This window comes from Hymenobacter koreensis (assembly GCF_039541855.1).
Taxonomy (GTDB): Bacteria; Bacteroidota; Bacteroidia; order Cytophagales; family Hymenobacteraceae; genus Solirubrum; species Solirubrum koreensis.
In genome coordinates this window covers 1-24,099 of sequence record NZ_BAABHA010000013.1, presented here as the reverse complement: position 1 = coordinate 24,099, position 24,099 = coordinate 1, and the positions used below count along the sequence as shown (strand labels likewise).

Sequence of the window (24,099 nt, the reverse complement as noted above, 5' to 3'; positions counted from 1 at the left end):
GCCCGTAAGCGTTTTCTTAAGGAAAAGTCGCCGCCCCTCCCCTTCGGCATAGTGAGGAGGGGCAGCGACTGCCTGCCGGCCAGAGATAAACAACCGGCCCAGCGGATTTGCTTAATATGCCGCCCCGGCTGCGCTGCCCACGGGCAGGCTGGCGTCTAGGGCAGCCAGCTCCTCGGTGCTCAGGGCAAGGCCAGCGGCGGCCACGTTGGCTTCGAGGTATTTCACGCGCTTGGTACCCGGGATGGCCACCACGCCCTGGGCCAGCACCCAGGCCAGCGCCAACTGCGCGGGCGTCACGCCCTTGGCCCGGGCCAGCTGCTCCAGCTTCTCGACCAGCAATAGGTTGTGCGCGAAGTTTTCGGGCTGGTAGCGCGGCATGTGGCGGCGGAAGTCGCCGGCGTCCAACTCGTCCAGGCTTTTGATGTCGCCGGTGAGAAAGCCCCGGCCCAGGGGCGAGTAGCCCACGAAGCCGATGCCCAACTCGCGGGTGAGCTGCAGTACGCCATCGGCCTCCACGCCCCGGTCAAAGAGCGAGTACTCCGTCTGGATGGCCGTGAGCGGGTGCACCGCGTGCGCCCGGCGGATGGTTTCGACCGGTACTTCGCTCAAGCCCAGGAAGCGCACCTTGCCGGCCTGCACCAGCTCGCTCATCGCGCCCACCGAGTCCTCAATGGGCACGTTGGGGTCAGGCCGGTGCATGTAGTACAGGTCGATGTAGTCGGTGCTCAGGTTTTTCAGGGAGCGGTCAATGGCGCGGCGGATGTATTCGGGCCGGCCGTTAATGGCGAAGCTGGGGCTGAGCTGTCCGGCCTCGTCAATCTCGTACCCGAACTTAGTGGCGATGGTATACTGGTCGCGCTGCCCGGCCACGGCCTTGCCCACCAGCCGCTCGTTGAGCAGCGGCCCGTAGAGGTCGGCCGTGTCGAGGAAGTTGACGCCCAATTCGCGGGCCCGGTGGATGGTGGCGATGCTTTCGGTTTCGTCGGCGGGACTGTAGACGGTCATGCCGGCCAGGGTGGTCATGCCCATGCAGCCCAGGCCTTCGACGGGTACTTGAAGGCCCTGGCTGCCCAGGGCGACGGTTTTGATGCTGTTCATATGCGGTTGAGGTTGAAGAGAATCATTAGGTGAAATTGCCTGACAAAGGTCTGCCCCCCGCTCCAGCCCGGAACTACACAAACCGCCGCTTTTGCAACACAAACCGCCGCCCACGCCCGTCACCAAGGTGCCGCCGACGAAGGCGTGCTCCCGTGCAACTGTGCAGTCTTGATTGGCTGTCATCCAAGCCTGCTGGTGGTCGCTAAATCGGCTAATTAATCTTCGGGCCATGTGGGCTGGCTGGCTCGCTTCATTGGAACAGACGTACTGGCCTTCAACACCTGACCGCAGTAGCAGCCAAGCTGCCAGCCCAGCAGTTGTGGTTGAAAGACCTGGAGCAAGGCATATACTTAACAAGCTAGCAGCAGTCTTTGAACTGTTTGGGCAAAAAGCTCCGTGCCTCTGACGGCCACTCATCGTGCCCCGGCGCCAGCCTGCCCAAAAGCAGTCCCGCGTCGGGGCAACCACGCTTATAAAAAGTGGTTTTTCAACTCCTCAGCCCGAAAGCTGACCAGTTGAAAGGAGTGCTTGATTCGACTCCGAAGCCAAGGGGCAGTGGGGAAAGAAGGTTGAATAAAAAGAACAAAAAGATATAAAATAAAGAGCAAAAAGTAAACCGTGAAAAGTCGATTTTCGTTTAATAGGTATAACAAATGCCCACAAAAACAGCGCTTTATTATGAAAACGAACCGCAAGCCCGCCGCCCGCAAAGCTGCCACCGCCGCTGCTCCCCGCCCCGATGTGTACCAGATTGTAACCGACCGCATTGTGGCGGCGCTGGAAGGCGGAGTGATTCCGTGGCGCAAGCCGTGGAGCGCGGTGTATGGCCTGCCCCGCAACTACGCGACCGGTGCGACTTACTCGGGCATCAACGCCTTTCTGCTGCACTTTAGCGGGGCTCTGCCCTTCTTCCTAACATTTAAGCAGGCGCTGGCTTTGGGCGGCAACGTGCGCAAGGGCGCCAAGGGGCATCCGGTGGTGTACTACAACGTGTCGGTGCGCGAAAACGAGCAAACCGGCAAAGAGGAAAAGCTGCCTTTCCTGAAGTACTACACCGTGTTTTCGGTGGAAGACATCGAAGGCATCGCGTTTGATTTGCCTGCCGTCGAGCGGCACGCCCATACGCCGATTGAGTCGGCCGAGGTCATCGTCAGCAACTGGGAAGGGCGCCCCGCCATTGAGCACCGGCACCAGCGCGCCTACTATTCGCCGGCGCTGGACCTAGTGAACATGCCCGAGCGGGCTACTTTCACCACGGGCGAAGGCTACTACGCCACGCTGTTTCACGAACTGACCCACAGCACGGGCCACGCCTCCCGGCTGGACCGGCCAGACCTGACTGCCGGCGAAGGCAAGTTATCGGCCAGCTACGCCCGCGAGGAGCTGACGGCCGAGATGGGCGCTTCCTTCCTGTGTGCGGCCGCGGGCCTCGACACGGTGCATACCGAAGAGAATGCCGTGGCTTACATCCAGACGTGGCTGGAGCGGCTCAAAAACGATAAAAAGCTGGTGCTGCAAGCCGCCAGCAAGGCCCAGCGCGCCGCCAAGCTGATTCTGGGAGTCGACGAGGAGGCCGAGCCGGCACCGGCCCCCGCTCCGGCCCGCGCGCTGGAATTCGCGCAGGCCGAGGACGAAGTGAGCCGGCAATACCGGGACGCCGAACTCAGCTGGCTGGCCGCTGCCTGAGTGCCGCCACGGGCAGCCGCTTCCGACGGCTGCCCCTCCGGCCGGCTTCTTACCACCGCTTTGCCTCCCCACCGCCCCATGAATGCAGCCGAAGCCCCCGTTTTTGGAGACCCGGATTGGAACCTGTACCGCGCCCGGGTGGCCGCCGCGCTGACCGACGTGGAAGCCGACATGCAGCAGCGCGGCTACGGCCTCAACAACGAAGGCCTGACGCTGGAAGTAGCCGAGCGCCTGCAGTTAGGCGTGACCACGGTGGACGACTTTCAGGTACTCGAAGCCCTGGTGAAATCCTTGCGACCTATTGCCCGCGAGGCGGTTCGTACGACCCGCGAAACCCAGGGCGGCCAGTACAGCCTGCTGTTGCTTTAAACTTTTCCAAGGCTATTCCCATGACTACTCCCCACCCGTTAATCATCGGCGACGCCGTGCTTTGTCCCCGCGAGCTGGCCGTGGGCCTCATCTACGAAGTCTACGAGCGGGGCGCGGGGGAGCGGCCCGGCGTGCAGGTGCTGCTCAGCCGGGGCGGCCGCGACCTGAGCGGCTTCAGCGTCGAAGAGGCCGACCAGTTCCTGCAACCTGTGGGCCATTCGGGCCTCGCTCACGAATTCACCCACGTCGGCCAACTGCACGCTGACTACCACCGCGGCCGATTTGCCCAGGCGTTTGCCACGGCCCGGCTGCTGGCCGGCTTCCGGGACGTTCGCTACCTGAATGAGCGCTAAGTAAGGCAGCGCCTTTTCATTGTTGCTATTTCCTCCCACCCTTACCCGATTCCCATGACTCAGTCCCCGAAAGCAGTTCCGCTCGCTGACCCGTTTCCGCCCCAACACGCCTACCTGGCCATTGAGCAAAAACCCGCCGACGCGGCCGAAAAGCGCCGCATGGAGGCTGTGCGCCGGCACGTGCAGGCCCACACCCACACCACCCATTTGCGCGGGCTGGCGGGGGCAGTGAAGAAATTGCTGGGCGCCGGCTACGAAGTCGGCTGCGGCAGTGCCCATATCTGGGTGCTGCGCGCTGGCGAAACCCAACGCCTGGCCATCGTGGCCGACCGGCTGACGACCGCCTACCGGGATTGGTTTGAGCCCGTGTTGGAGCAGTTGCCCGCCACCACCCGGCGCCCGCACCGGCGCCTGGAAATTCCAGGGACACCGCCGGCGCCGGCTCCCTGAGCACGTGCCGCTGTATGGGCCACTGATTTGGACGGGGCAGCCGAAAACCGTTTCTTTTGGCTTATAAACCCTATTACTCCGGTCAGCCCGTGTACGTATTCAGATTGGGGGAGCTCTACCCGGTGCACAACCAAGCCAACGGCCAGGAAAAGGCCCGCGCGGATTTGACGCCCACGTTCATCAACGTGGTCTACTACATCCTCCACCCCAAGCCGGCCGACGTGCAGCTCTGGCGTGGCCGCTTCGAGTACGGCATCTGCGAAGCCGCTCCGGGAGTGCCGTTTATCATCACGCGCTTTCCAGCTGCTAACTGGGTGTTCGATGTGACCCTGAACTGGCACCACATGGCCGACCCACTGCAGCAGGCCGCCTGGCCCGAGCACGACGAGCCCATCGCCCTCAGCTTTGCCCTGCTTGATGCGCGCACCAACCAGTTGCTGGCTTTCCGGCAGACACCCGCCGCGCCGCAGTTTGCGGCGCTGGTGCGGCAGGCCGCCCGCCGGCAGCTGACGCGCTTCCCGGGCCGCCACGCTGTCGAGCAGGCCATTGCCCAGGCCGAACGCGTGCCCCTGCAGCTGATGGCCCGGCAGGCAACCATGTTTGCCGTTGACTAATTGCTATTCGTTTTGGGCACAACATTAGGGCATAACAGCTGAGCTAGGCTGCTGCGTTTTTTTGGTCTTGTGGGCACTGGGCAATAGGGCAAAGAAGGTTGTATAAAAAGAGCAAAAAGATATTAATTTTAGTGCAAAAAGATAACTACGGGGCGTGTTAAGTCGTTTAAAATACAGAAGCAATCAGCAACGAATCAGCTCTGTATCATGGAAAATGCCCCTCGTTCAATCTGCCCGCAAGCCCTGCTCTTTAGCCTTCACAGCACGGAACTGGTAAAGCCCGAAGGGGCAAATTTCCCTCTGTCTCCCCGCCTGTTTCTGCGCACCTGCGCCGGCCAGCTCACCCAGATTGTAGCTCTGTGTGGCACCACAGGCAACCTCTTTGCCACCACTGCCTACGACCGCAGCCCGCTGCAGGTAGTAGGCGCGCTGGAGTACCATTCGCGGGAGGCGCTGGGGGAGTACTTCCGGAGCCAGTACGCCGCGATGCTCCCCACCGAGGGCGCCGCCATGCTGCTGGGCGTGGACGGCAGCGTGCGGGAGGTGCGCCCGGAAAAGGGCCGCAAAACCTCCGGTCTGGCCCAGCTGTGTGCAACGCTGGAGGCGAAGTACATCGACGTGCATTGCCCGCAGCACGGGCCCTACGAAGGGTATATCCTCGTGTTTGACGACGAAGGCAAAGACCGTCGCCAGCCCATCAACCCGTTGGCCACCGCTGCCTGGTTTGAAACCTACCCGCTCGACCAGTACGCGCCGGTGGATGTGGTGGCCGGCCCGGTGCTGCTGATGGCATCCAAGATGATGCGCTAGAACTGCCCGCGCTCAGCCGCTCCGGTGATACTCGGGGCGGCTGAAGCTGCACCTGGTACCGCCTTACTTATCTGCTCAGCCATGTCCACCTCATCCCTGTTGCCCGAGGCCGCGGAGCTGGAGGCGCTCCGCGCCGAGCTGCGCTGCATTTTGCGGCACCCGGCCATCACCCCCGCCCGCCGTCATTCCGCCGAGCAGTACCTGAGCCGGTGCACGGCTGCGGAGCAGCTGCGGCAGTGGCTGGCGCTGGCCGTAGCCGAGTGTGCCAGCTGGGAAGAACAAACCCTGGCCACGGAAGCCGCCCAGGGCTGGGGCGGCCACCGGTCGCAGCACCAGGGCGAAGGCATCACAAAAGCCCGGCCGGCTTGATTTTCCGAAAAGGCCAAGCTGGTTTTTCGGCTACGACGTAAAGCGCCTACCTTACGCGCTTTATTCTGTGTCTTTTTTAGCTTTTTCTGATGTCCAAAGCTGCTGCCCCCACCGTCGCCTTTACTGAGCCACTGACCAGTCCGCCGCGCGTGCACCACCCCGGTACCCTGGCGGAGCTACTGGAAGTGGCCGGCACCCGCAAGCGCATCGTGGAGGCGTGGGGCGTGTCGGCCCGTACCTACGACACGCGCAAGCGCAGCCCGGGGACCTGCACCGTGGATGAGCTGCAGCGACTGGCCCGGGTGCTGAGCGTTGCCGAAGACGAGCTGTTTGCGGTTGTCCGGGCGCAGGCGGTGGCCGGTGGCGGCAACGAAGCTGCTGCGTAAGCGCATAGCCTGACGGCGGCCGCACTATCATTACCCCCCACCCGATTATCTCCCCGCTGGGCTCCTCGGAATTACCTATTGTCTTTATGCCCACTTCCCTGTCCGCGGCCGACTTGCTTTCCATCTTTAACACCCAACCCGGCGCCACGCTGTTGCTCTCGCCGGAATGGGTGATTGTGGGGGCCAGCGACGACTACCTGGCCGCGACCCTGACCGAGCGGGCCGCCATCGTGGGGCAGCACATTTTCGACGCCTTTCCCGACAATCCCGAGACCCCCGAGGCCAACGCCGTGGCCAACGTGCGTGCGTCTCTGGAAACGGTGCTGGCCACCCGGCAGCCCCACGACATGGCCCCGCAGCACTACGACGTGCCCGACCGCACGCGGCCCGGGCAGTTCGTCGAGCGCCACTGGAAGCCGCGCCACACGCCCGTGCTCGACGCGGCGGGGCAGGTGCAGTTCATCATCCAGTCCGTCCAGGACATCACCGCCACCCGCCTGGCCGAGCGCCAGCTCCGCGACAGCCAGGCGGGCGAACAGCTAGCCCGCGCCGACGCCGAAACCCAGCGCCAGCGCTTCTACGACGTGCTCATGCAGCTGCCCGCCTACATCGCCGTCTACCACGGCCCCGAGCACATCTACCAGTTCGTCAACCCGCCTTACCAGAGCCTGTTTCCGCACCGCAGCTTTGCCGGACGGCCGTTTCGCGAGGGCATTCCGGAAGCCACCGCGCTGGGCGTGGTGGCCCTGTTCGACCGCGTGTACCAGACCGGTGAGCCCTACTACGCCCGCGAAATGGAGGGCTGGTTTGACTTCCGCGGCACCGGTGAGCCGGAGCAGGTGTTTCTCAACCTCTCCCTCTACCCCCTGCGCGACGCCGCCGGCAACGTGAACGGCGTGCTCGACTTTTCTTACAACGTCACCGAGCAGGTCCGGGCCCGCCGGCAGGTCGAGCAACTCAACCAGGACCTCGAAGCCCGGGTGCAGGCGCGCACCGAGGAGGCCTTTGCCCTGCAGGCCGACCTGCTGGCCGCCGAACAGCACCAGGCCGAGCTGAAAACCCGGCTCTACCAAGTCTTCGAGCAAACCCCGGCGAGCATTGCCCTGCTGCGGGGGCCTGAGCACCGCTTCGAGTACGTCAACCACGCCTACCAAGCGCTCTTCCCGGGGCGCGCGCTAGTGGGCCACCCCCTGGCCCAGGCCCTGCCCGACGCCGTGGACCAGGGCTTTTTGGCGCTGCTCGACGGCGTGTACCGCACGGGCGAGACTTTCTTCGGCAACGAGCTGCCGCTGGTCATCGAACAGCCCGACGGGCGCCCGCCCCGGCAGGTGTACTTCACCTTCACCTACCAAGCCTACCATGAAGCTGGCCAGACGGCGGGCGTCACCATCTTCGCCTTCGATGTGACCGAGCAGGTGCGGGCCCGCCAGCAGCGCGAAGCCGAGCGCCAGCAGCTGCATGCCCTCTTCATGGAGGCCCCGGCCCCCATCGTCATCCTCGATGGCCCCGAGTTGGTATTCCAGCTGGTGAACCCGGCCTATCAGCGCGTGTTCCCGGGGCGGGCCCTGCTGGGCAAGCCCGTGCTCGACGCGCTGCCCGAGATTGAGGGCACGCCCGTCGCCGAGAGCTTGCGGGCCGTTTACGAAACCGGTGACTCCTTCGTGGCCCAGGAACTGCCCCTGCAGCTGGCCCGCCACGACGGCGCCCCCTTGGAGGAGCTGTTCTTTACCTTCACCTACCAGGCCCGCCGCAACGCCCAGGGCGACATCGACGGCGTGCTTGTGTTTGCCCACGAGGTTACTGCCCAGGTGCAGGCCCGGCGCGTGGTCGAAGCCCGGGAAACGTCGTTCCGCCAGTTGGCCGACCACGTGCCCGGCACGCTTTGGGTGACCGACGCCGCAGGCGAGTGCACCTACCTCAACGCCCGCTGGTACGCCATCACCGGCCAAATTCCACCCGAAGGTCTGGGCCTGGGCTGGACCCACGCCGTGCACCCCGACGACGCGGCCGGCGCCGGCGCCGCTTTCCTGGCAGCCAACGCCCGGCGCGAGCCGTTCAGCTGCCTGTTTCGGCTGCGGCAGCGCGACGGCGCGTACCGCTGGGTCATCGACCAGGGCTTGCCCCGCTTCAGCGCCGCCTGTGTTTACGAGGGCATGGTGGGCACGGTGGTGGACGTGGACGAGCAGAAGCTGGCCGAATTGGCCCAGCAGCGCCTGAGCGCCGAGTTGGGCGCCATCAACCAGCAGCTCAGCCGCACCAACGTGGACCTGGACAACTTCATTTACACGGCCTCGCACGACCTCAAGGCCCCCATCAGCAACATTGAGGGCCTGCTGCACACGCTGCAGCAGGAGCTGCCCGCCTCCAGCCAGAACGCGGAAGTGGCCTATATCCTCGACATGATGCAGGACTCCGTGGACCGCTTCACCCGCACCATCGACCACCTGACCGACGTGAGCAAGCTGCAGAAAGAGCACGACCAGCCCCGCGCCGCGGTGGCCCTGGCCGACGTCATCGAAGACGTGCGCCTCGACCTGGTCCCGCTGCTGCGGCAAACCGGTGGCTCCCTCTCGGTGGATGTGCGGGCTACCCCCACGGTGCTGTTCTCGGAAAAGAACCTGCGCTCGGTGGTCTATAACCTGCTCAGCAACGCGCTGAAGTATCGCCACCCCGACCGGGTGCCCGACGTGCGCGTGCGCAGCCGGGTAGAAGGCGACTTTGTCGTGCTGGAAGTGCAGGACAACGGCTTGGGGCTGGATTTGACGCGCGAGCACCAGTTGTTCACCATGTTTCGCCGCTATCACACCCACGTCGAGGGCTCGGGCATTGGCCTGTACATGGTCAAGCGCATGGTGGAGAACGCCGGCGGCCGAATTGGAGTAGAGAGTGAAGTAGGACAAGGGGCTACGTTCACGGTATACCTTCCCCACTAACGGCTTGCCCAGTATCCTTGGCCTTGGTTAACAGTTTGGTACAAAGATTAAACGAGCGGGGCGGCAGGGGAAAGATGGCACAAGAAAGCTGTAGTATAGATAGGTCTGCTAATCGCCCCGCCGCAGGCTAGCCGGCCTGGGTTGTCGAAGAGAGTTGGCCTTGGTTAACAGTTTGGTACAAAAGCTAAACGGGCGGAGCCGACGGCTCCTCGCGTTGGAAGGCAAGAAGAGCGTCTAGGCCAAAGCCGAGGGAGTCTTTCGGTGCCTCGTCGGAGAAATCGAACTCGCCGTGCAGGTCGATGTACTGCCACCCCACGGGCGAGCGAGCGGCGATGGCGGCGGCTACGACCTGACGCGCGGAGGCCGCGGCCTGCAGCAAGTACTGGTTGAGGTAGAGACAATTCTAGCACGCACCGGTGTTTTGCACCAGCTGCTTGCACGTATATCTATCCATGCGCCACACGACATTCCCGCTCCGCCCCGCATATCGGGCGGCGGGCCGTATACCAACCCCGCCCCGGCTCGTCTACCGGGGCGTTATTAATTACTTTCTGACCGGGTGCCGCGGCCAGTCCGCTCAGTTCCTGCGTACGTTGCGGCGCCAACCGCTTACGGCCGCAGAAAGCGCGCTACGTAGCTGCTCCTAGACGTGCGCAGCCGCAGCACATACCAGCCTGGCGCCAAGTCTGCTACGGCCATCTGCCCGCGGGGTGCTGCCGAGTTCAGCGGCCACTGCGCTACGCGCTGCCCGTTCAGGCGTAGCACTTCCAGAGTAGCATCGGTTGGTAGTAAGGAGCCGGCATAGGCGTAGTGCACCGCTTCCGACGCCACCGTGGGGTAGGCCACGAAATCGGCTGCGCGGCGGCTGTTGGTCCGGGTGGCCAGCGGCACGGCATTGCCCGCAATGAGCAGCGGTACCGGGCTGCGCAGGGGAATGCCCAACTGCCCGCGGGCGTTGGAACCCCACCCCCACAGCGTTCCGTCGGGCTGCAGCCCCAAAGAGAAGATCGCGCCGCCGCGTACCGCTGCCCACAGCGCTGTGCCGGCTTGGCGGGGAACGGCAAGGGGGGGCGTGCTCGATGAGCCGATACCCAACTGCCCGGAGTCGTTGCGGCCCCAGCTCCACAGCGTACCATCTTGGCGCAGGGCCAGCGAATGCCCGGCGCCCCCCTGCGCCGCCAGCCAAGTCGTGCCAGAGCCCACCTGGCCCGGGCTGGTACGCCCGGTGCCCGTCGAACCGTTGCCCAACTGCCCCTCGGTGTTGCGGCCCCAACTCCACAGCGTGCCGTCGGTGCGCGTGGCCAGCGCGTAGCTGGAGCCGTCGGACACGCTTTGCCAGTTCGTGGCCGTGCCGATCTGCACCGGGCTCAGCCGCACAGTTGTCGTTCCGTCGCCGACCTGCCCGAAGCCGCTGCTGCCCCAGCCCCAGAGCGAGCCGTCGGTTCGGATGCCGTGGGCCACGCCCGCCGCGGCGCTGATGCTTTGCCAGGTAGTCAGGGTACCTACCCGGGTGGGTACGTTGCGGCTGGTGGTGGTGCCGTCGCCGAACTGGCCCTGGTTGCTGCCCCAGGCCCACAGCGTCCCGTCCTGCCGCAAGGCCAGGGTGTAGCTGCCCGCCACGGCCACGCTGCGCCAGGTAGTGGCCGTTCCTACCTGCCGCGGCACGCTGGGCTCCGCCGCTACCGGACCCGTGGTACCCAAGCCCAATTGCCCTTGATCATTGCGGCCCCAGGCCCAGAGCGTGCCGTCGGTTTTGAGGGCCAGGGTGTGCCCTTGCCCCGCCACCACGGTCTGCCAGTTGGTGTCGCGTCCGATCCGCACCGGCAGCACCTGCCGGTTGAGGGTGCTGTCGCCCAGCTGCCCGTCGTCGTTGTCGCCCCAGCCCCAGAGGGTGCCGTCGCTGCGGATCCCCATTCCGTGGCCGCTGCCCGCCGACATGCTGCGCCAGGTCCAGCCCGGCTGCACCCGGAAGGGCGCCGGTTCATTTGTCATGCCCAGCAGGGCACTGCCCACCTGCCCGAACGAACTGTTGCCCCAGCCCCAGAGCGTGCCGTCCCGGCGCGCCGCCACGGAGTGGGACGTGATGGCCACGACGCTGTGCCAGGTGCGCAGGACACCTACCTGCGTCAGGCTGGACCGGTTAAGAAACGTGCTGTCCCCCAATTGCCCGGCGTCGTTGCCGCCGCAGCCCCAGAGCGTGCCGTCTTGGCGCACGGCCAGGGTATGGCTGCCGCCCGCCGCTACGCTTGCCCAAGCGGCACCGGCGCCCAGCGGCGTCGGCACAAGCTGGTTTCGTACCGCCGTACCCAGCCCGAGTTGCCCGCTGGAGTTAAAGCCCCACGCCCAAGCCGAGCCGTCTTGGCGCAGCCCCACCACGTGCGCCAAGCCCGCAGTTATGTGGCGCCAATTAGTGGCCGTGCCGATTTGCACCGGAGTCAGCCGGTCGGTGGTGGTTCCGTCGCCCAGTTGCCCTTGATCATTGCGGCCCCAGGCCCAAAGCGTGCCATCGGTTTTAATAGCCAAGGTGAAATCTGCACCTGCCGTCACGCTTTGCCAATTTGCAGCCGTACCCACCCGGCCGGGGCTCAGCAGCGCGAAAGGGAAGTTGGTTCCCAGGCGCCCGTTGCCGTTGCTTCCCCAGGCCCACAGCGTGCCGTCCTGGCGCACGGCCACCGCGTGTTCGACCCCAGCCCCGACGCTCACCCAGGTAGCCGTGCCCACGCGCCCGGGCACGGCCCGGTCGTTGTTCGAGCCCGTGCCGAGCTGGCCGTCGTAGTTGTGCCCCCAGGTCCAGAGCGAGCCGTCTTGCTGCAGCGCCACGGTAAAGTTGCCGCCCGCCACGGCCGTGCGCCAAGCCGTGCTGGTGCCCACGACGGTAGGCACCCGCTTGTCCACCAGTGTTCCGTCGCCGAGTTGCCCGAAGGTGTTGCGGCCCCAGGTCCACAGGGCGCCGTCGGCGCGCACCCATACGCTGTGCTGCTGCGCCCGTAGGCCCCCCCCGCAAGCCAGCAACAGGTAGAGGCTTAGCAGACCGCGCAGGCTCGTCATGGAGGATAAAAGTCTTCGCATTTAGTTGATCCTGAAAGGGGTAAAACGTAAGCAAAGATAACACAGCGTGGCGGTACTGGCCCTGGTAGCCTTGGGCGAGCAGAACCGACACGAACCGGGGCAGCCCCGCAGCAGCGCGCCCGGCGGCAACCGGGTTGCGCGCCTACTCTTCGAAGACGAGCAGATGGCAACGCAGCGATTTAAAAGCCACCCCGTTGCGCCACGGCACCGTCCGGCGGGCCCCTGGAGAGGCGGATACGACGTTGCTGAAGCGGGTGTTCCCCGCTTCGTTTTCGCCCTCCCGCCGCGTCGTGGCGTACGCGCGGCACCCGCGCGTCTTCGGCAAACAGCTCTTCTTCTCAGAGTGAGGCCGTCGCTCCGCCACGCGACCGCGCCGTAGTTAGCCCCCTGCTGGAAAAGCCGGAGCCGCCTTGCCGCTGGAAGGCGATACTTTTGGCCTTGGTTAAAAGTTTGGTACAAAGGTTAAACGAGCGGACGGGCTGGAAACATCCTCTACCGCCTGCGCATCGCTGCGGAGCAGGTCTTGGCAAGGCCCTGTAAAAGGGGGACTGGCATCCAGGAGGCCCGGCCCTACCCCAAAGCGCGGGAGGCACGGCAAGCCCGCCGCAGGGGCCGTGGTTCATCCGTGCTGTCCCCGCGCGTAGACGGCCCCGGGACACGCCCGGCGAGGGGAACAGCGCCACCACGGCTGGGTTGGGCGTTACCGACTCGCCCGGGCGCCGCCGTTCTCCCGCGGTACGGGCGTAGCCCTGCCTTACGGGTTAGCTCAGCGCTGCCAAGCCCTGGCGCACCGCCTGCGCGACGGCGGCCCACTTGGCCGGGGCGTCGGAAACCGACGCGGGGTGGCGCCAGCGGTTGGCCACCACCAGCAATTGCGTCAGCGGCCGCAGGGCGGCTTGCTCCAGAACCGGCAACAGCGTCGGCAACGCGTGGGCTTCGGCGGCCGCGCCGCGCAGGGCCAGCACGGCGCTGGTCAGGTGCGCCAGCTGCGCCAACGCGTCCCGGCTGGCCGCGTCGAAGGGGCGCGGCTCGGCGGCCATGATGCTCAGCGCCCCCAGCGCGTGGGCGGCGTAAAAGCGCAGCCCGCTGGCGGCCGCGGCGGCGGCGCTGCCCAGCGTGCAGGGGTCGCGCTGCAAATCCTCGAACACCAGGCATTGCTCCCGCAGCAGGGCGGCGGCGCACAGGCACCGGTCCCGCGGCACGCGGGCCGGGCCGGCCCACCCCCACTGCCCCCGGAACCACACCTGCGAGGCGTCGGCCAGCGACACCAGGGCCACGGAGGCGCCGAACAAGCGGGCCGTGACCAGGGCCACCTCGTTGAGCAGCCGGTCCTGCACCGTGCCGCACAGGGTGTAGCCCTGCCACCGGAGTTGCCGCGCTTGGGCCGCTGAAAGGGGGGAAATATGATCCATGCCTTATATTACAGAAATTTGCCCTCCTGGGCCGCCGCTGGGCCGCCGGCTCGCGACGCCACGGCCGTGGGTGCGCGCTCTCGCAACCACCGCACGGCTTCGCCTTCGGTATCGAACAACCCCAGGTCATACGGCTGGTGCGGGCGGGTGGCCTCGGCCACAACCGGGTGCAACGCTTGCCCGGCCTGCAAGGCCGCCCGACGGCTGGGCGAGAGCAAATAAGCCAACCGCAGGCGGCGGGGCGCCAGTTGGGCCACCGCTTGCGGGAACCACTGCTCCACAATCCACGCCGCGGGCTCGACGTGGGGCAGTTGGTGGCGGCGCACGTCGAGCAACACCCGGCTGGTTGGGTGGCTGGCCAACGCCGCCAACAAGGCCGCGTGTTCTTGCTGCAGCACGGGAAGCGAGCGGTACTCCGCCCACCAGCGGACCACGAGCAGGTCCAGGTCGGCGCGGTGGTGGATGGTGAAGTCCGACAGTTGGGTTACGAGGTGTGGCATCGGCAGGAAAGTGCGGCCACTACCAAACTGGCCGCGGGTGCAAAAGTTTTGCCGGGACCGGTCGGCATGCTTGCCAAGCCGAATCAGCAGAGCATGCGCAGGGCCCCGACACGCCGCGGCGCGGCTGCAACAGCACGCGGTGCTCACCGGCGGAGAAACACGCGGAAGGTGGTGCCCCACCCGTCTTGGCTGTCCACTTCGATGCGACCGCCCGCGTTTTCCACCAGGCGCTTGATCATGTACAACCCGAGGCCGTGGCCTTCCACGTGGTGGTGCAGGCGCTGAAACGGGGCGAACAAGGCCGCTTGCGCGGCCGCGTCCAGACCCAAGCCGTTGTCTTGCACCGTGAGCACGGTGTAGGGCTCCTCGTCGTAGCAGGCCACGCGCACCCGCGGCGCCCGGTCGGGGTGGCGGTACTTGAGCGCGTTGCTGAGCAAGTTGTACACCACCGAGCGGGCGTTTGGCGGCGCCAGCGTGGCCCGCGCGCACCCGCTGGACGCCACGTCGATGCGGGCCCGGGTTTGCCGGATCAGCGGCTGCAGGTCGAGCTGCACCGCGTCGATGACGGGCAGCAGGTCCACCTCCTCAAAAGCAGTGGGCGGCTGTTGCGCCCGCGCCACGGCCGTCATGCCCTCCACCAGGTCCTTGAAGCGCTGCGTGGTGCCGCGCAGCAGGTGCAGCAGGCGGGCCGCGTCCGGCGGCACGGCGGCCGGCGGCAGGTCCTCGCCGAGCGCGTGCACCAGCCCTTCGATGTCGAGCAGGGGCGCGCGCAGGTCGTGGGCGGCCATGTACACAAACGTGTCCAGTTCTTCGTTGAGGCGTTGCAACTGCGCGTTGCGGGCGGCCAGTTCGTCGTTGAGTTGCTGGGCGTGCGCGTGGGCCGTGCGCAGCTCCCCGGCGAGAAGCTGCAGGGCCTGCTCGGCGCGTTTCTGCTCGTCGATGTCCGTCACCGAACCGAGGTAACCGCCGGCGTTGCCCTGGGCGTCCACGCGGGGACGGCCCGAGTCGGTGATCCAGCGGTACTGCCCGGCGGCGTTGCGCAGGCGGTACACGGCGGTAAACGGCTGGCCGGCGGCCACCGCCGGCAACGCCAGCTCGGCCACGCGGGCCAAGTCCTCGGGATGGACCGCCTGCTGCCAGCCGTAGCCCAAGGCTTCGCCGGGCCGCTGGCCCGTGTAAGCATACCAAGAGGCATTCAGGTACACGCAGGCCCCGTGGGCGTCGGTTTGCCAGATGAGGGTGGGCACCAAGTCGGCCATGTCCCGGAAGTACTGCTCGCTGGCCTGCAGGGCCTGCTGCACCCGTTTTTGCGCGTCGATGTCGGCGGCCGCCCCCACCCACTGCACGACGTGGCCGGCGGGGTCACGCACCGGGTCAGCCCGGTCCAGAAACCAGCGGTAGTCGCCGGTGGCGGCCAGGCGCAGGCGCAATTCGTGCTGAAAGGGTTGTTCGGTGCGCACGCAGGCTTGCCACGCCTGCACGAGCGCTGCCTGGTCGTCGGGGTGGACGTAGGCGCGCCAGTCCAGGCCTTGGCCGTTGGCAGCCGAAGTAATTTGCTCCCAGTACGGGCTCAAGTACGTGGTCTGTCCAGCGGCATCGGCTTCCCACACGATGAGCGGGGCGGTTTCGGCCAAGCGGCGGAACCGCGCCTCGTTCTGCTCGGCCAATTGCCGGGCGCGCACCTGCTCGGTTACGTTCACGGCAAAGGTCATCACGCCCTCGATCTGGCCGTCGGCGGCCCGCAACGGCTGGTAGGTGAAATCGAAGTAGGCCTCGGTGAGCGGGCCGCCGGCGGGGCCGGCGCGCACCGGCACGCCCCGGCCGTGGTAAGGTTGGCCGGTGCGGTACACCCGGTCCATCAGGTCGAAAAACGCCGCCTCTACATCGGGCAGGGCGTCGCGGATGGGCAGGCCCGCCAACGGCCGGAACCCGAAGAGCTGGTCCGTAAGCGGGTGCACCAACTCGAAGACGTGGTCGGGGCCCACGTTGGTGTTGACGATGGCCGGCGCCGTGCGAAACAACCGCTCCAAACGGGCGCGCTGGTGTTCGGCTTCGGCGCGGGCCTGCTGCAGCTCCCGGGTGCGCGCGTGCACCCGGCTTTCCAACCGTTGGTTGGCCCCGGCCAAGTCCTGGTTGAGCGCGAGCACCTGTTGGCGGGCGCGTACTTGCTCGGTCGCGTCGTACCCGAGCACGATGACGCCGTCGACGCGGCCGGTGGCGCCGCGCCGGGGTTGGTAGCTGAAGGTAAAGTAACGGGTTTCGACCGCGCCGGTGCGGGCAAAGTCCAGGGTGGCCGGTTGCTCCACGGCATGCAGCAATTCGCCCGAGTGGTAGACCTTATCCAGCAAGTCCAGGTAGCCTTGCGCCGCCAGTTCCGGCAGCGCCTGCCCCAATGGCTGGCCCACCAACTCGCGTCCGCCCAGCAGTTGCCGGTAGGCCGCGTTGGTAAACTCCACCACCAATTCGGGGCCGGCCAAGATGCACAGCAGCGCCGGTGCCTGGTCCAGCACCCGCTGCAGCTGGGCGTATTGGGTTTCCGCAGCCACGCGGGCCGCGTGTTCCAGGCGCCGCCCCTCGCGCAGCAGCGTTTCCACGGACGTGTTGTGGCGGTGGCTCACGTCGGCGAAGCTGATGACCAACAGCTCGCCGCAGCGCTGGGCCGTCAGCTGAAAATACGCGTTGAGGCTGTTGCCCGGGTAATCGACGCTGAACTGGCGCAGTTCGCCCGAGGCGTATGCGTGGCAGTAAAAAGCAAACACGCCCTGGGCCGCGGCGTGGGGGTATTGCTGCAGAAACGTTTGGGCGGGGCGTTCGGGCAACGCCAGCCGCTGCTGCGCCGCGGCATTGACCCGCACAAACTGAAAATCCTCGATCCGCCCGTCGGCGGCCGTGATCGGCTGGTACAGAATGATGCCGCTGGCCGACACGCGCAACAGCGTGTCGGCCAGCAGCGACGCGGCAGAAGAATCAACAGGGTGCGGCATGGGGGCGAGCGAAGATACCCGATCTGGTACGGAACGCCGGGCTGCGCGGCTACGAACCAGGGTTGGAAGCCGGCAGCTGGGCCACGCGCCGGCGCAGCGTCGTCACTTCGTCTTCCAGCGCCAGGGTGCGGAAGGTGACTTTGGCCTCCAGGTCCTGGTAGGCGCGTTCGAGCTCCTCTTCGCGGCGGCGCAGCGCGTCTTCGGTTTGCTTCTGTCCGTGGATGTCGGCGCAGGTGCCGAACCACTTCACGATCTGCCCCGCCGCGTCGCGGTAGGGCAACGCCCGGCCTACGTACCAGCGGTACTGCCCGTCGTGGCGGCGGAAGCGGTACTCCACCTCGTAGAGCGAGCCGGTGGCCAGCGCCGCACGCCAGCGCTCCAGGCAGCGCGGCAAGTCGTCGGGGTGCACCACGGGCTCCCAGCCCCAGTCCAGCGCCTGCTCCAGGGTTTGGCCGGTGTACTCCATCCACCGCTGGTTGAAGTAGGTCACGGCCCCGTCGGGGCGCGCCATCCAGAGGATGCCCGGGATGCTTTCGGCCAGAAATTCCAGTTCGCGGCGTTGCGCTTCCTGCAGCCGGGCCCCGGCCTGCGTGTCGGTGATGTCCTTGGTGATGCCCTGGAAGCGCACCGGTTGCGTGCGGGCCTCGTCGAAGACGGCCAGGCCCGTGGTGCGCACCCAGCGCACCTCGTCGCCGGGCAGCAGCACGCGGTGCTCGACGGCGAGGCGGCCGTTGCCCTGCGGGTCAAGGGCCTGCTGGAGCTGCTGCTCGAGCACGGGGCGGTCTTCGGGGTGGGCGGCGCCCAGCACGTCGTCCAAGCTCACGGCCGCCTCGGCGGGCAACCCAAACAGGTGCTTGCAGCGCGACGAGCACGAAAACTGGCGGCCGGTCCAATCCATCTCCCAGACGCCGATGCCGGCGGCGTCCAGCGCCGCTTCGATGCGTTCGGGCGTCAGCGCGGAGGCAAGGGAAGCTGACATGTGCGAAATAACGTTAGGGGTTAAAGACTAGGGGTGCGTAAGCTGCAGCTCCAAGCCCGATTGAAAATATACAACCATTTGGCGGACCGTTCCGTCGGCCGAGCGCCGCAAGCGGGTGATGAGCGCCAGGACCGGGGTTTCCGCCTCCTGCAGGGCCAGGAACGGCTGGCCCAGGCGGGAGTGGCGCTGCAGGTGCCAGGTGCCGGCGTGGCGGTCGCCGGCGCGGGTGTGCAGCGAAAAATGCGTCTGGTGCAGCTGCAAGTGCGTAGCTTCGGCCCACCGCGAGTCGCCCGTGGGCGCGGGGCGCAAGCAAGTCGTGTGCCACAGGCCGTGCAACTCGCCCGCGGTCAAGCTCGGCAAGTGCGCGTCAAACAACGTAGGTGGATCCGTCACGGCGGGGTACTGGTTAGACAATGGAGCGTTACTTGGACTGGAGCAGGAGAATTCCGGCAGCCGAAACCCGCGTTTTTGCGTAAGACATAAATTGCGTACCCCAAACCGTACTTGCTATGAGTCCGATTCCAGGTGACCGTCCCCCTGAGTCAGCCGTACCAGCCGAGGCGGGTTTACCAGACAGCCCCCCCCCCGGTGCACCGGCCCCGCAGGGTTTCGGTAATACAAAAATAGCTGAAAGTATTACAGAAACTAACGGTGCCGCCGCGGCCCGGGCCACCGGCCTTGCCCCCAAGCGCCCGGGCCGGCCGCCGCGCTCCTCGGCCGCCCCCGTTACGTGGTCGGTGCGCGGGGTGAGCCGGGACGCCCGGGCCGTGCTCGAGCGCGGCGCGGCGCAGGCCGGCAAAACGCTGGGGCAGTACCTGAGCGAAGACGTGGCGGCGTTGGTCCTACAACAGTTGCAGGTACCGGCCGCGGCCGACTCCACCTTGCATTCGGAGATTCAATACCTGCGTCAGCTGGTGGAAAACCTAACCGTGATGCTGGGCGGCGGCGCTCCCCTGCCCGCTGCCCAACCGCTGCCGCCAGCCCCGGCCCCCGTTCCGTTCCCGCCTCCAACGCCGGGTGATGAAGAGGAGTCTGTGCCGCCCGCCCAACCGGCCCGCTGATCCGGCTGGCGCCCCCCGCTGCCGTAGCATAAAAAACGGCCACCCGGCTGCCCCGGTGGTGGGGCAGCCGGGTGGCGCGCAGCGGGTTGCTGAATAAGCTTATTTCAACAGGTCCACCTGCTGGCGGAGCACGTCGCGGGCGATGGCCAGGTTCGTGTCGCGGGCGTTAACGGCCAAGTAGATGAATTTCTTGCCCCCGTCGATGAGGTTGATCAGGTGCAATTGGTTGGTGAGCGTGATGAGGATGTCGTCGATTTGCTCGCCCTGCAGCTTCAGGGCCGCCATGGCCTTTTGCTTTTGCTTCACGACCTCCGTGTTGTAAGCCGCCGCCGTGTCGGGATTGAGCGCGGGGGAGTTGGTGTGGGAGGCCAGGGTCATGCCCGAGGTCGTGTCCACGATGGCCACCGCCAGCAGTTGCGGCAACTCGTTGATGATGTTTTGCACGGCTTGGCCGGCGGCATTGTTGGTAGAGTACGCCATGGAAGGAGCGGAAGAGGGTATTTTTTTGGAGGTTGAAACCGGGTAAGCGCTTGGGCGGCGGGCGGCGCGGCGGTCCGCCAGGCCGTGCATGGAAAAGAGGGAGTGGCGCGTTGCCATGGGCCGGTTAAAACAACCACCAACGTTTGGCCGGGCGGACGGGCTTGGCTTTTTCCCGGGGCAGCAAGGTGACGGACTCGGTCCGGCCGCCGCGCACATCGACTTCTTCTCCCTCGTAGCCCGCGTAGCCGTAGGCCAGGGTGGTCAGGCCCTGCGCCGGCACCAGCAAGGCGTATTCGCCCTGCGCATTGGTGCTCACGCCGCGCTGGCTGCCGCGCACCAGCACCGTGGCTCCGACCAGCGGGTGGCCGTTTTCATCCAGGATGCGGCCTTTCACCATGCTCATGCCGCGGCCGCTGGCTTCGGCCGCCAGGCTTCGTTCGGCCGCAACTTCGACCTCTGGGGCGTTGCCGGCCAGCACGGCGCCGGCGACCAACACCACCGCGGCCACGAGTCCGGCCACCCGGCGGCGCAGGCGTTGGGGGGCGGTGCGCACCAGGTCAAATTGGCGCTGCACCCAGCCGACGGGGCGTACCTGCTCGCCTTCCTGCTTCATTTCGTAAAAGCGGCGCAGGGTTTCGTCGCCCGAACCGCGGCGGGCTTTCAGGTAAGCGTCCACGGCCCGCGTGTTGGCGTCGGACAAATCACCGCGCAGGTAAGCGTCGCGGTACACCGGCAGCAAGCGGCCGGTTGCGGGGTCGAAAGGAGAAGCAGTCAAGCTCATGGCAAAGGGTGTAAAAAAGGTGGTGGTTTAGGAAGAAGCGGATGTCGCAGGCTTAACTAAAGGCAACGTTATGCCGGATACCAGAATGAAACCGCGTGGTCTCGCCCAACACGCTCCCCGGCTCGCTGAACGACGCCCCGGGCTCTGGGAGCGGTGGCTTGCTCCCCCCGGCGGGGCAGCCGCCTGGGGAAGCAAGCGGTTTGGTAAGCGTGCTACCCGGTCCATTTCTACGCGGTGCAAGCGAAGCAAACGGCGGATCAGGGGCTGGGCCCCAGGACAGCGTGGGAAAGGTCATGGCCACGTAAACCACGCGGCCCGATCCGCGGTTGTCAAAAACAACCTACCTTCAGGTTAGTATGCCTTCGACCTGCACTCCCATCACCCCCCGCTGCCCCGTGCGCACCGCTTTGGACTTGCTAGGCGGCAAATGGCGCCTGCTGCTGCTCCAACAAATAGCCTTGGGGCAGTGCCGCTACGGGCAATTCAGACGAGCGCTGCCCGACATCAGCGAAAAGGTGCTGGCGCAGGAACTGCGCAACCTGACCGAGGCCGGCTTGGTCGTGCGCGGCGCATTTGGCGAAACGGCAGCCCGCGGTGACTACGCCCTGACCGAAGGGGGCCGGCAGGCCCTGCCGGTGCTGGAGGCCTTGCTGCGTTTCGGCCTCGGCTACACCACCGCCTTGCAAACGGCCGGCTCGCAGTAAGGCGAGTTGCCAGGCCAGGGACTGCCGGAGCCAGTTGCGGGTCGTTGTATTGGGGTGGCTCCCGGCGGCGTACCAAGGCGCAGGGGCGCCCGCCTTCGCATGCCTGGCATGCCCTGCGGAGCGGTGCGCAGGCGCCGGCCGCTTGCCGAAGCGGCCGCCTTGGATTCTTCCGGACTCGTTGGAGCTGCAAGCGACGCCTGCGGTTTGGCCAATGCAACAGCAGGTCATTTTTAAGTATAATTTAAGCAACTATTTACCCTAGTTTTGCGATACACAGCGCTTTGCTTCCAATCGGCTAGCCGCCTCAGACCCGGAAACGACTTTCCCTGTCCGCTGTTCCACCACACCCGGTAGCCCACCCAGGCTACGCCTCTGCTTTTTCCATGATGTTGCTTTATTCCGACGCGTACGTGCAGATCCGACTGCACGAGAACGGGTACCGCGCTGCCTTGGAAGTCACATGGCTGAACCGGTGCAGCGGCGAGGAGCTGCAACAAGCGTCGGTGCACGCGGCCATGCTGGCCCGCCGTCACCACGTCAACGCCTGGATTGCCAACGACCAGTCGATCGGGAAACTAAACGTCGCGGACCTGTACTGGGCCGACCAGATGCTGGAAAGCATGCACCGGGATCTGGGCCTGGACCGCTTCGCGCTGCTGCTCTCGGATTTGGCCCCCAACCGCGAGCAATTCCGGCCGTACCTCGCCAAGTACTCCAAACCGCACTTGCTGCTGGAGTTAGGCCTGTTCGACGACGTCGCACAGGCCCGGGAATGGGCACTCGATTAGGTTTTGCATCCTGTACCAATGCTTGGGTGCACAGCCGCTCCCAAAGCGAAGCGCGGTTCGGTCTCCCTCTCGCGCCGGAGCGCGGCTCCGAATTACCCGTGAAAACCGGCCTGCACACGCCCCGGCGCCATGCGTGGTGGACGACGGGCTTGCGCCAAGCCAGCCGGTTGACGCACTCCCTTCCGAGGATACACAAAGCCCGCACCTCGAGCGAAGCAGTTCGGCCCAGAAACGCCGGCTGCATGGGCGACCGAAACCGGGGCTTGGCCAATGCATGGCGCCGACACGGCACAACCCGCAGCACGGGGGGGACATCGCCTGGAGCCACCGCTGGGCCGTTTCGTATTCTTCGAAAGTCAAGACCACGGGCCGCTGGGTGTACGCCAGGGTTTGATCGGTGGACAGGCGGCTGTACAGGTGCGGGGAGTAGATCCAGGCAAAGTAGTCGACGCCGGCGTCGGCCAGCGCCGGGAACCACACCGTTCCGCCCCACTCGGCGGCAGCCGCCCACATGGTTTGCACCTGGCGGTTGTCGTTGAGGACCCGGCGGACCAAGTGCCGTTTGACCAGTTCCAGAAGCACCAAGCAGTTGTCGCGCACCGGCTGCTCGGTTTGCTCGGCTTTCCAATCCACGTACAGCCAATCATTCGCCAGGTCGTAAGAAATGGAAACAAACTGATTCGAGTGGAGCCCGCGCAGGGGGCCAAGTCGGGGCTGCTGGTTCAGCCCCGCTACGAAATGGGCGTGGATTGGTTCCATGGTGCACCGCTACTTGCGTGTCATTGCCCGACGCCTGACGTAGGAACCGACTTTCCGGGTAGTGCTTTATTGCGCCCCTTCCTTTCAGGATTCCGAAAGCGGAAGGCCCCGGACCCAAGGCACGCCACGGGGGCTGGCCGCGTGGGCACGAGTCAGCCAGGGGAAGTTTTATCCATTCCGAACTCCCGTCCGGAAAACGAACCTGGCCTTGGTTGAAAGTTTTGTACCGAGACTCCGCGAGCGGCCACTGGGCGGGCGTGTCAACGCGCCCTAGTGCGCGGAGAAAGGAGCCCGAAAGGTACACCTTGCCGGCCCCCATTAATTGATGACTGCGGGATAGGCCAAGCTGGGGCCAGAAAGTGGGTTCACCTCATTACCTTCGTGGCCCCACCTTGTTGACCCATTTGTATGCATTTCGGCTACGCCCGCGTCTCGGCCAAAGACCAGCACCTCGACACCCAACTCGACCAGCTCACGGCCGCCGGCGTCGACCGTTTGTTTCAGGAAAAAATCAGCGGCGCCACCACGCAGCGGCCCGTGCTCACCGAGTTGCTGGCCACCTTGCGCGCCGGCGACACAGTGACCGTGGCCCGGCTCAACCGGCTGGGCCGCAACAGCGCCCACATCATGCAGGTGGTGGCCGACCTGCACGAGCGCCAGGTGCGCTTCGTTGCCCTGGACCTGGGCATCGACACGGCCACGCCCGCCGGGCGTTTGGTGCTGGGCATCTTCGCCGCGCTGGCCGAGTACGACCGCGAGAGCATCCGCGAGCGGGCCACGGGGGTGTTATTAAACAAATAGGGTAAAACCTCCGACTCGGCCCTACGCCGGTTTGCTTGGCGGCTGCCAGGTAGCAATCAGGTCCATGTCAAACGGGGCTTCGGCCGGCAGGGGTTGGTCGGAGAAGTCGTACTCGCCGTGCAGGTTCAGGTGGCGGTAGGAGAGCACGGCGAAGGGCGAGAGCGTGGCCAGCGTGGCGGCCTGCTGCTCGGGTGGCAGCCGGGCCAGGTGCTGGGAGAGGTGCAGGTAGTTCCAGCAGACGATGGCGTTCATCAGCAGGCGCTTGCAGGTCTCGGCCACCAGCTGCTCGGAGCGGGTGGCGGCGTGGAACTCCTGGTTGCGCCCGTGCCAGACGGCGTGGGCCAGGCGGTGGGCGCTTTCACCCTTGTTGAGTTGCTTCTGGATGCGCTGGCGTAGTTCGACCTGGTCGACGTAGCGCAGCAGAAACTCGGTTTTAACCAGCCGGCCCAGCTCTTTCAGGGCCCGGTAAAGCGGGTGCTGGCGGGCGTAGGAGTTGAGGCGGCCGAACAGACGCGAGGCCTCGCTGTGACGCAGCTTCAGGGTGACGACCAGACGCAGGACCTCGTCCCAGTGCCGGGCGATGCGCTCGGGGTCGAGGCGCGCGTCGGGCAGCAGGGTCTGCCCCAGTTGCCGGTGCGTGGCCACGGGCTCCCAGCTGTAGAGCTGCTGGTTGGTGAGCTGGCGGATGCGCGGCTCGTAGGCGATGCCCAGCA

The 24,099-nt window shown here is 66.0% G+C and carries 24 protein-coding genes; 13 read left to right on the top strand and 11 right to left on the bottom strand.

Annotated elements, in window-relative coordinates; genetic code table 11:
* Positions 1–111 precede the first annotated feature (111 nt).
* Positions 112–1,098, bottom strand: a complete 987-nt coding sequence (locus ABD903_RS18020) for an aldo/keto reductase (protein ID WP_345226641.1) — start codon at positions 1,096–1,098, stop codon at positions 112–114.
* A 678-nt stretch (positions 1,099–1,776) separates the two neighbouring features.
* On the opposite strand from ABD903_RS18020, the gene ABD903_RS18015 reads away from it, so the two are divergent.
* The 9 genes from ABD903_RS18015 (at position 1,777) to ABD903_RS17975 (ending at position 9,068) form a co-directional block, all read left to right on the top strand.
* Complete coding sequence (locus ABD903_RS18015; protein WP_345226639.1) at positions 1,777–2,784, top strand: ArdC family protein; 1,008 nt, start codon at positions 1,777–1,779, stop codon at positions 2,782–2,784.
* Between the two features lie 78 nt (positions 2,785–2,862).
* The gene (locus ABD903_RS18010) at positions 2,863–3,153 is read left to right on the top strand and encodes a hypothetical protein (RefSeq protein ID WP_345226638.1); all 291 of its coding nucleotides are present in this window, start codon (positions 2,863–2,865) and stop codon (positions 3,151–3,153) included.
* 20 nt (positions 3,154–3,173) lie between these two features.
* Entirely contained in the window at positions 3,174–3,506 is a 333-nt protein-coding gene (locus ABD903_RS18005) for a hypothetical protein (protein ID WP_345226636.1), read from the top strand.
* 54 nt (positions 3,507–3,560) lie between these two features.
* Entirely contained in the window at positions 3,561–3,956 is a 396-nt protein-coding gene (locus ABD903_RS18000) for a hypothetical protein (protein WP_345226635.1), read from the top strand.
* Positions 3,957–4,012: 56 nt separating this feature from the next.
* The gene (locus ABD903_RS17995; protein ID WP_345226634.1) at positions 4,013–4,570 is read left to right on the top strand and encodes a hypothetical protein; all 558 of its coding nucleotides are present in this window, start codon (positions 4,013–4,015) and stop codon (positions 4,568–4,570) included.
* Between the two features lie 207 nt (positions 4,571–4,777).
* On the top strand, positions 4,778–5,380 hold the full coding sequence (locus ABD903_RS17990) for a hypothetical protein (RefSeq protein ID WP_345226632.1): 603 nt from the start codon (positions 4,778–4,780) through the stop codon (positions 5,378–5,380).
* Between the two features lie 81 nt (positions 5,381–5,461).
* Positions 5,462–5,749: a hypothetical protein gene (locus ABD903_RS17985; protein ID WP_345226630.1), complete on the top strand. Its 288-nt coding sequence runs from the start codon at positions 5,462–5,464 to the stop codon at positions 5,747–5,749.
* Positions 5,750–5,838: 89 nt separating this feature from the next.
* Positions 5,839–6,135: a hypothetical protein gene (locus ABD903_RS17980; protein ID WP_345226629.1), complete on the top strand. Its 297-nt coding sequence runs from the start codon at positions 5,839–5,841 to the stop codon at positions 6,133–6,135.
* Between the two features lie 86 nt (positions 6,136–6,221).
* Positions 6,222–9,068 carry a PAS domain-containing sensor histidine kinase gene (locus tag ABD903_RS17975; protein ID WP_345226627.1) on the top strand — a complete coding sequence of 949 codons (2,847 nt, stop codon included), beginning with the start codon at positions 6,222–6,224 and terminating at the stop codon, positions 9,066–9,068.
* Between the two features lie 184 nt (positions 9,069–9,252).
* Here ABD903_RS17975 and ABD903_RS17970 read toward each other — a convergent pair whose 3' ends face one another.
* The 7 genes from ABD903_RS17970 to ABD903_RS17940 form a co-directional block, all read right to left on the bottom strand.
* Positions 9,253–9,384 (bottom strand): hypothetical protein, encoded by a 132-nt coding sequence (locus ABD903_RS17970; protein ID WP_345226625.1) that lies wholly within the window; start codon positions 9,382–9,384, stop codon positions 9,253–9,255.
* Positions 9,385–9,677: 293 nt separating this feature from the next.
* Positions 9,678–12,137 (bottom strand): RCC1-like domain-containing protein, encoded by a 2,460-nt coding sequence (locus ABD903_RS17965; protein ID WP_345226623.1) that lies wholly within the window; start codon positions 12,135–12,137, stop codon positions 9,678–9,680.
* 761 nt (positions 12,138–12,898) lie between these two features.
* Positions 12,899–13,549, bottom strand: a complete 651-nt coding sequence (locus ABD903_RS17960; protein WP_345226621.1) for a GAF domain-containing protein — start codon at positions 13,547–13,549, stop codon at positions 12,899–12,901.
* A gap of 8 nt (positions 13,550–13,557) precedes the next feature.
* Entirely contained in the window at positions 13,558–14,049 is a 492-nt protein-coding gene (locus ABD903_RS17955) for a hypothetical protein (RefSeq protein WP_345226619.1), read from the bottom strand.
* A 143-nt stretch (positions 14,050–14,192) separates the two neighbouring features.
* Positions 14,193–17,033 carry a PAS domain-containing protein gene (locus ABD903_RS17950; RefSeq protein ID WP_345226618.1) on the bottom strand — a complete coding sequence of 947 codons (2,841 nt, stop codon included), beginning with the start codon at positions 17,031–17,033 and terminating at the stop codon, positions 14,193–14,195.
* A 49-nt stretch (positions 17,034–17,082) separates the two neighbouring features.
* A complete protein-coding gene (locus ABD903_RS17945; RefSeq protein ID WP_345226616.1) occupies positions 17,083–18,012 on the bottom strand; it encodes a PAS domain-containing protein in 930 nt (309 codons plus the stop codon).
* Positions 18,013–18,039: 27 nt separating this feature from the next.
* Complete coding sequence (locus tag ABD903_RS17940; RefSeq protein WP_345226614.1) at positions 18,040–18,405, bottom strand: hypothetical protein; 366 nt, start codon at positions 18,403–18,405, stop codon at positions 18,040–18,042.
* Between the two features lie 116 nt (positions 18,406–18,521).
* Between ABD903_RS17940 and ABD903_RS17935 the strand changes: the two genes are divergently transcribed.
* The gene (locus ABD903_RS17935; RefSeq protein ID WP_345226613.1) at positions 18,522–19,073 is read left to right on the top strand and encodes a hypothetical protein; all 552 of its coding nucleotides are present in this window, start codon (positions 18,522–18,524) and stop codon (positions 19,071–19,073) included.
* A gap of 99 nt (positions 19,074–19,172) precedes the next feature.
* On the opposite strand, the gene ABD903_RS17930 is transcribed toward ABD903_RS17935, so the two are convergent.
* The gene (locus ABD903_RS17930; protein ID WP_345226611.1) at positions 19,173–19,553 is read right to left on the bottom strand and encodes a hypothetical protein; all 381 of its coding nucleotides are present in this window, start codon (positions 19,551–19,553) and stop codon (positions 19,173–19,175) included.
* Positions 19,554–19,677: 124 nt separating this feature from the next.
* Complete coding sequence (locus tag ABD903_RS17925; RefSeq protein ID WP_345226609.1) at positions 19,678–20,334, bottom strand: carboxypeptidase-like regulatory domain-containing protein; 657 nt, start codon at positions 20,332–20,334, stop codon at positions 19,678–19,680.
* Positions 20,335–20,729: 395 nt separating this feature from the next.
* On the opposite strand from ABD903_RS17925, the gene ABD903_RS17920 reads away from it, so the two are divergent.
* The 3 genes from ABD903_RS17920 to ABD903_RS17910 all read left to right on the top strand — a co-directional run bounded on the left by ABD903_RS17920 (position 20,730) and on the right by ABD903_RS17910 (position 23,386).
* Entirely contained in the window at positions 20,730–21,038 is a 309-nt protein-coding gene (locus ABD903_RS17920; protein ID WP_345226607.1) for a winged helix-turn-helix transcriptional regulator, read from the top strand.
* 383 nt (positions 21,039–21,421) lie between these two features.
* Positions 21,422–21,826, top strand: coding sequence for a hypothetical protein (locus ABD903_RS17915; RefSeq protein WP_345226606.1), 405 nt, complete (start codon positions 21,422–21,424; stop codon positions 21,824–21,826).
* A gap of 1,167 nt (positions 21,827–22,993) precedes the next feature.
* A complete protein-coding gene (locus tag ABD903_RS17910; RefSeq protein WP_345226604.1) occupies positions 22,994–23,386 on the top strand; it encodes a recombinase family protein in 393 nt (130 codons plus the stop codon).
* Positions 23,387–23,407: 21 nt separating this feature from the next.
* On the opposite strand, the gene ABD903_RS17905 is transcribed toward ABD903_RS17910, so the two are convergent.
* Positions 23,408–24,099 (bottom strand): Tn3 family transposase (locus ABD903_RS17905; protein ID WP_345226602.1); only part of this gene is annotated, 692 nt, incomplete at its 5' end.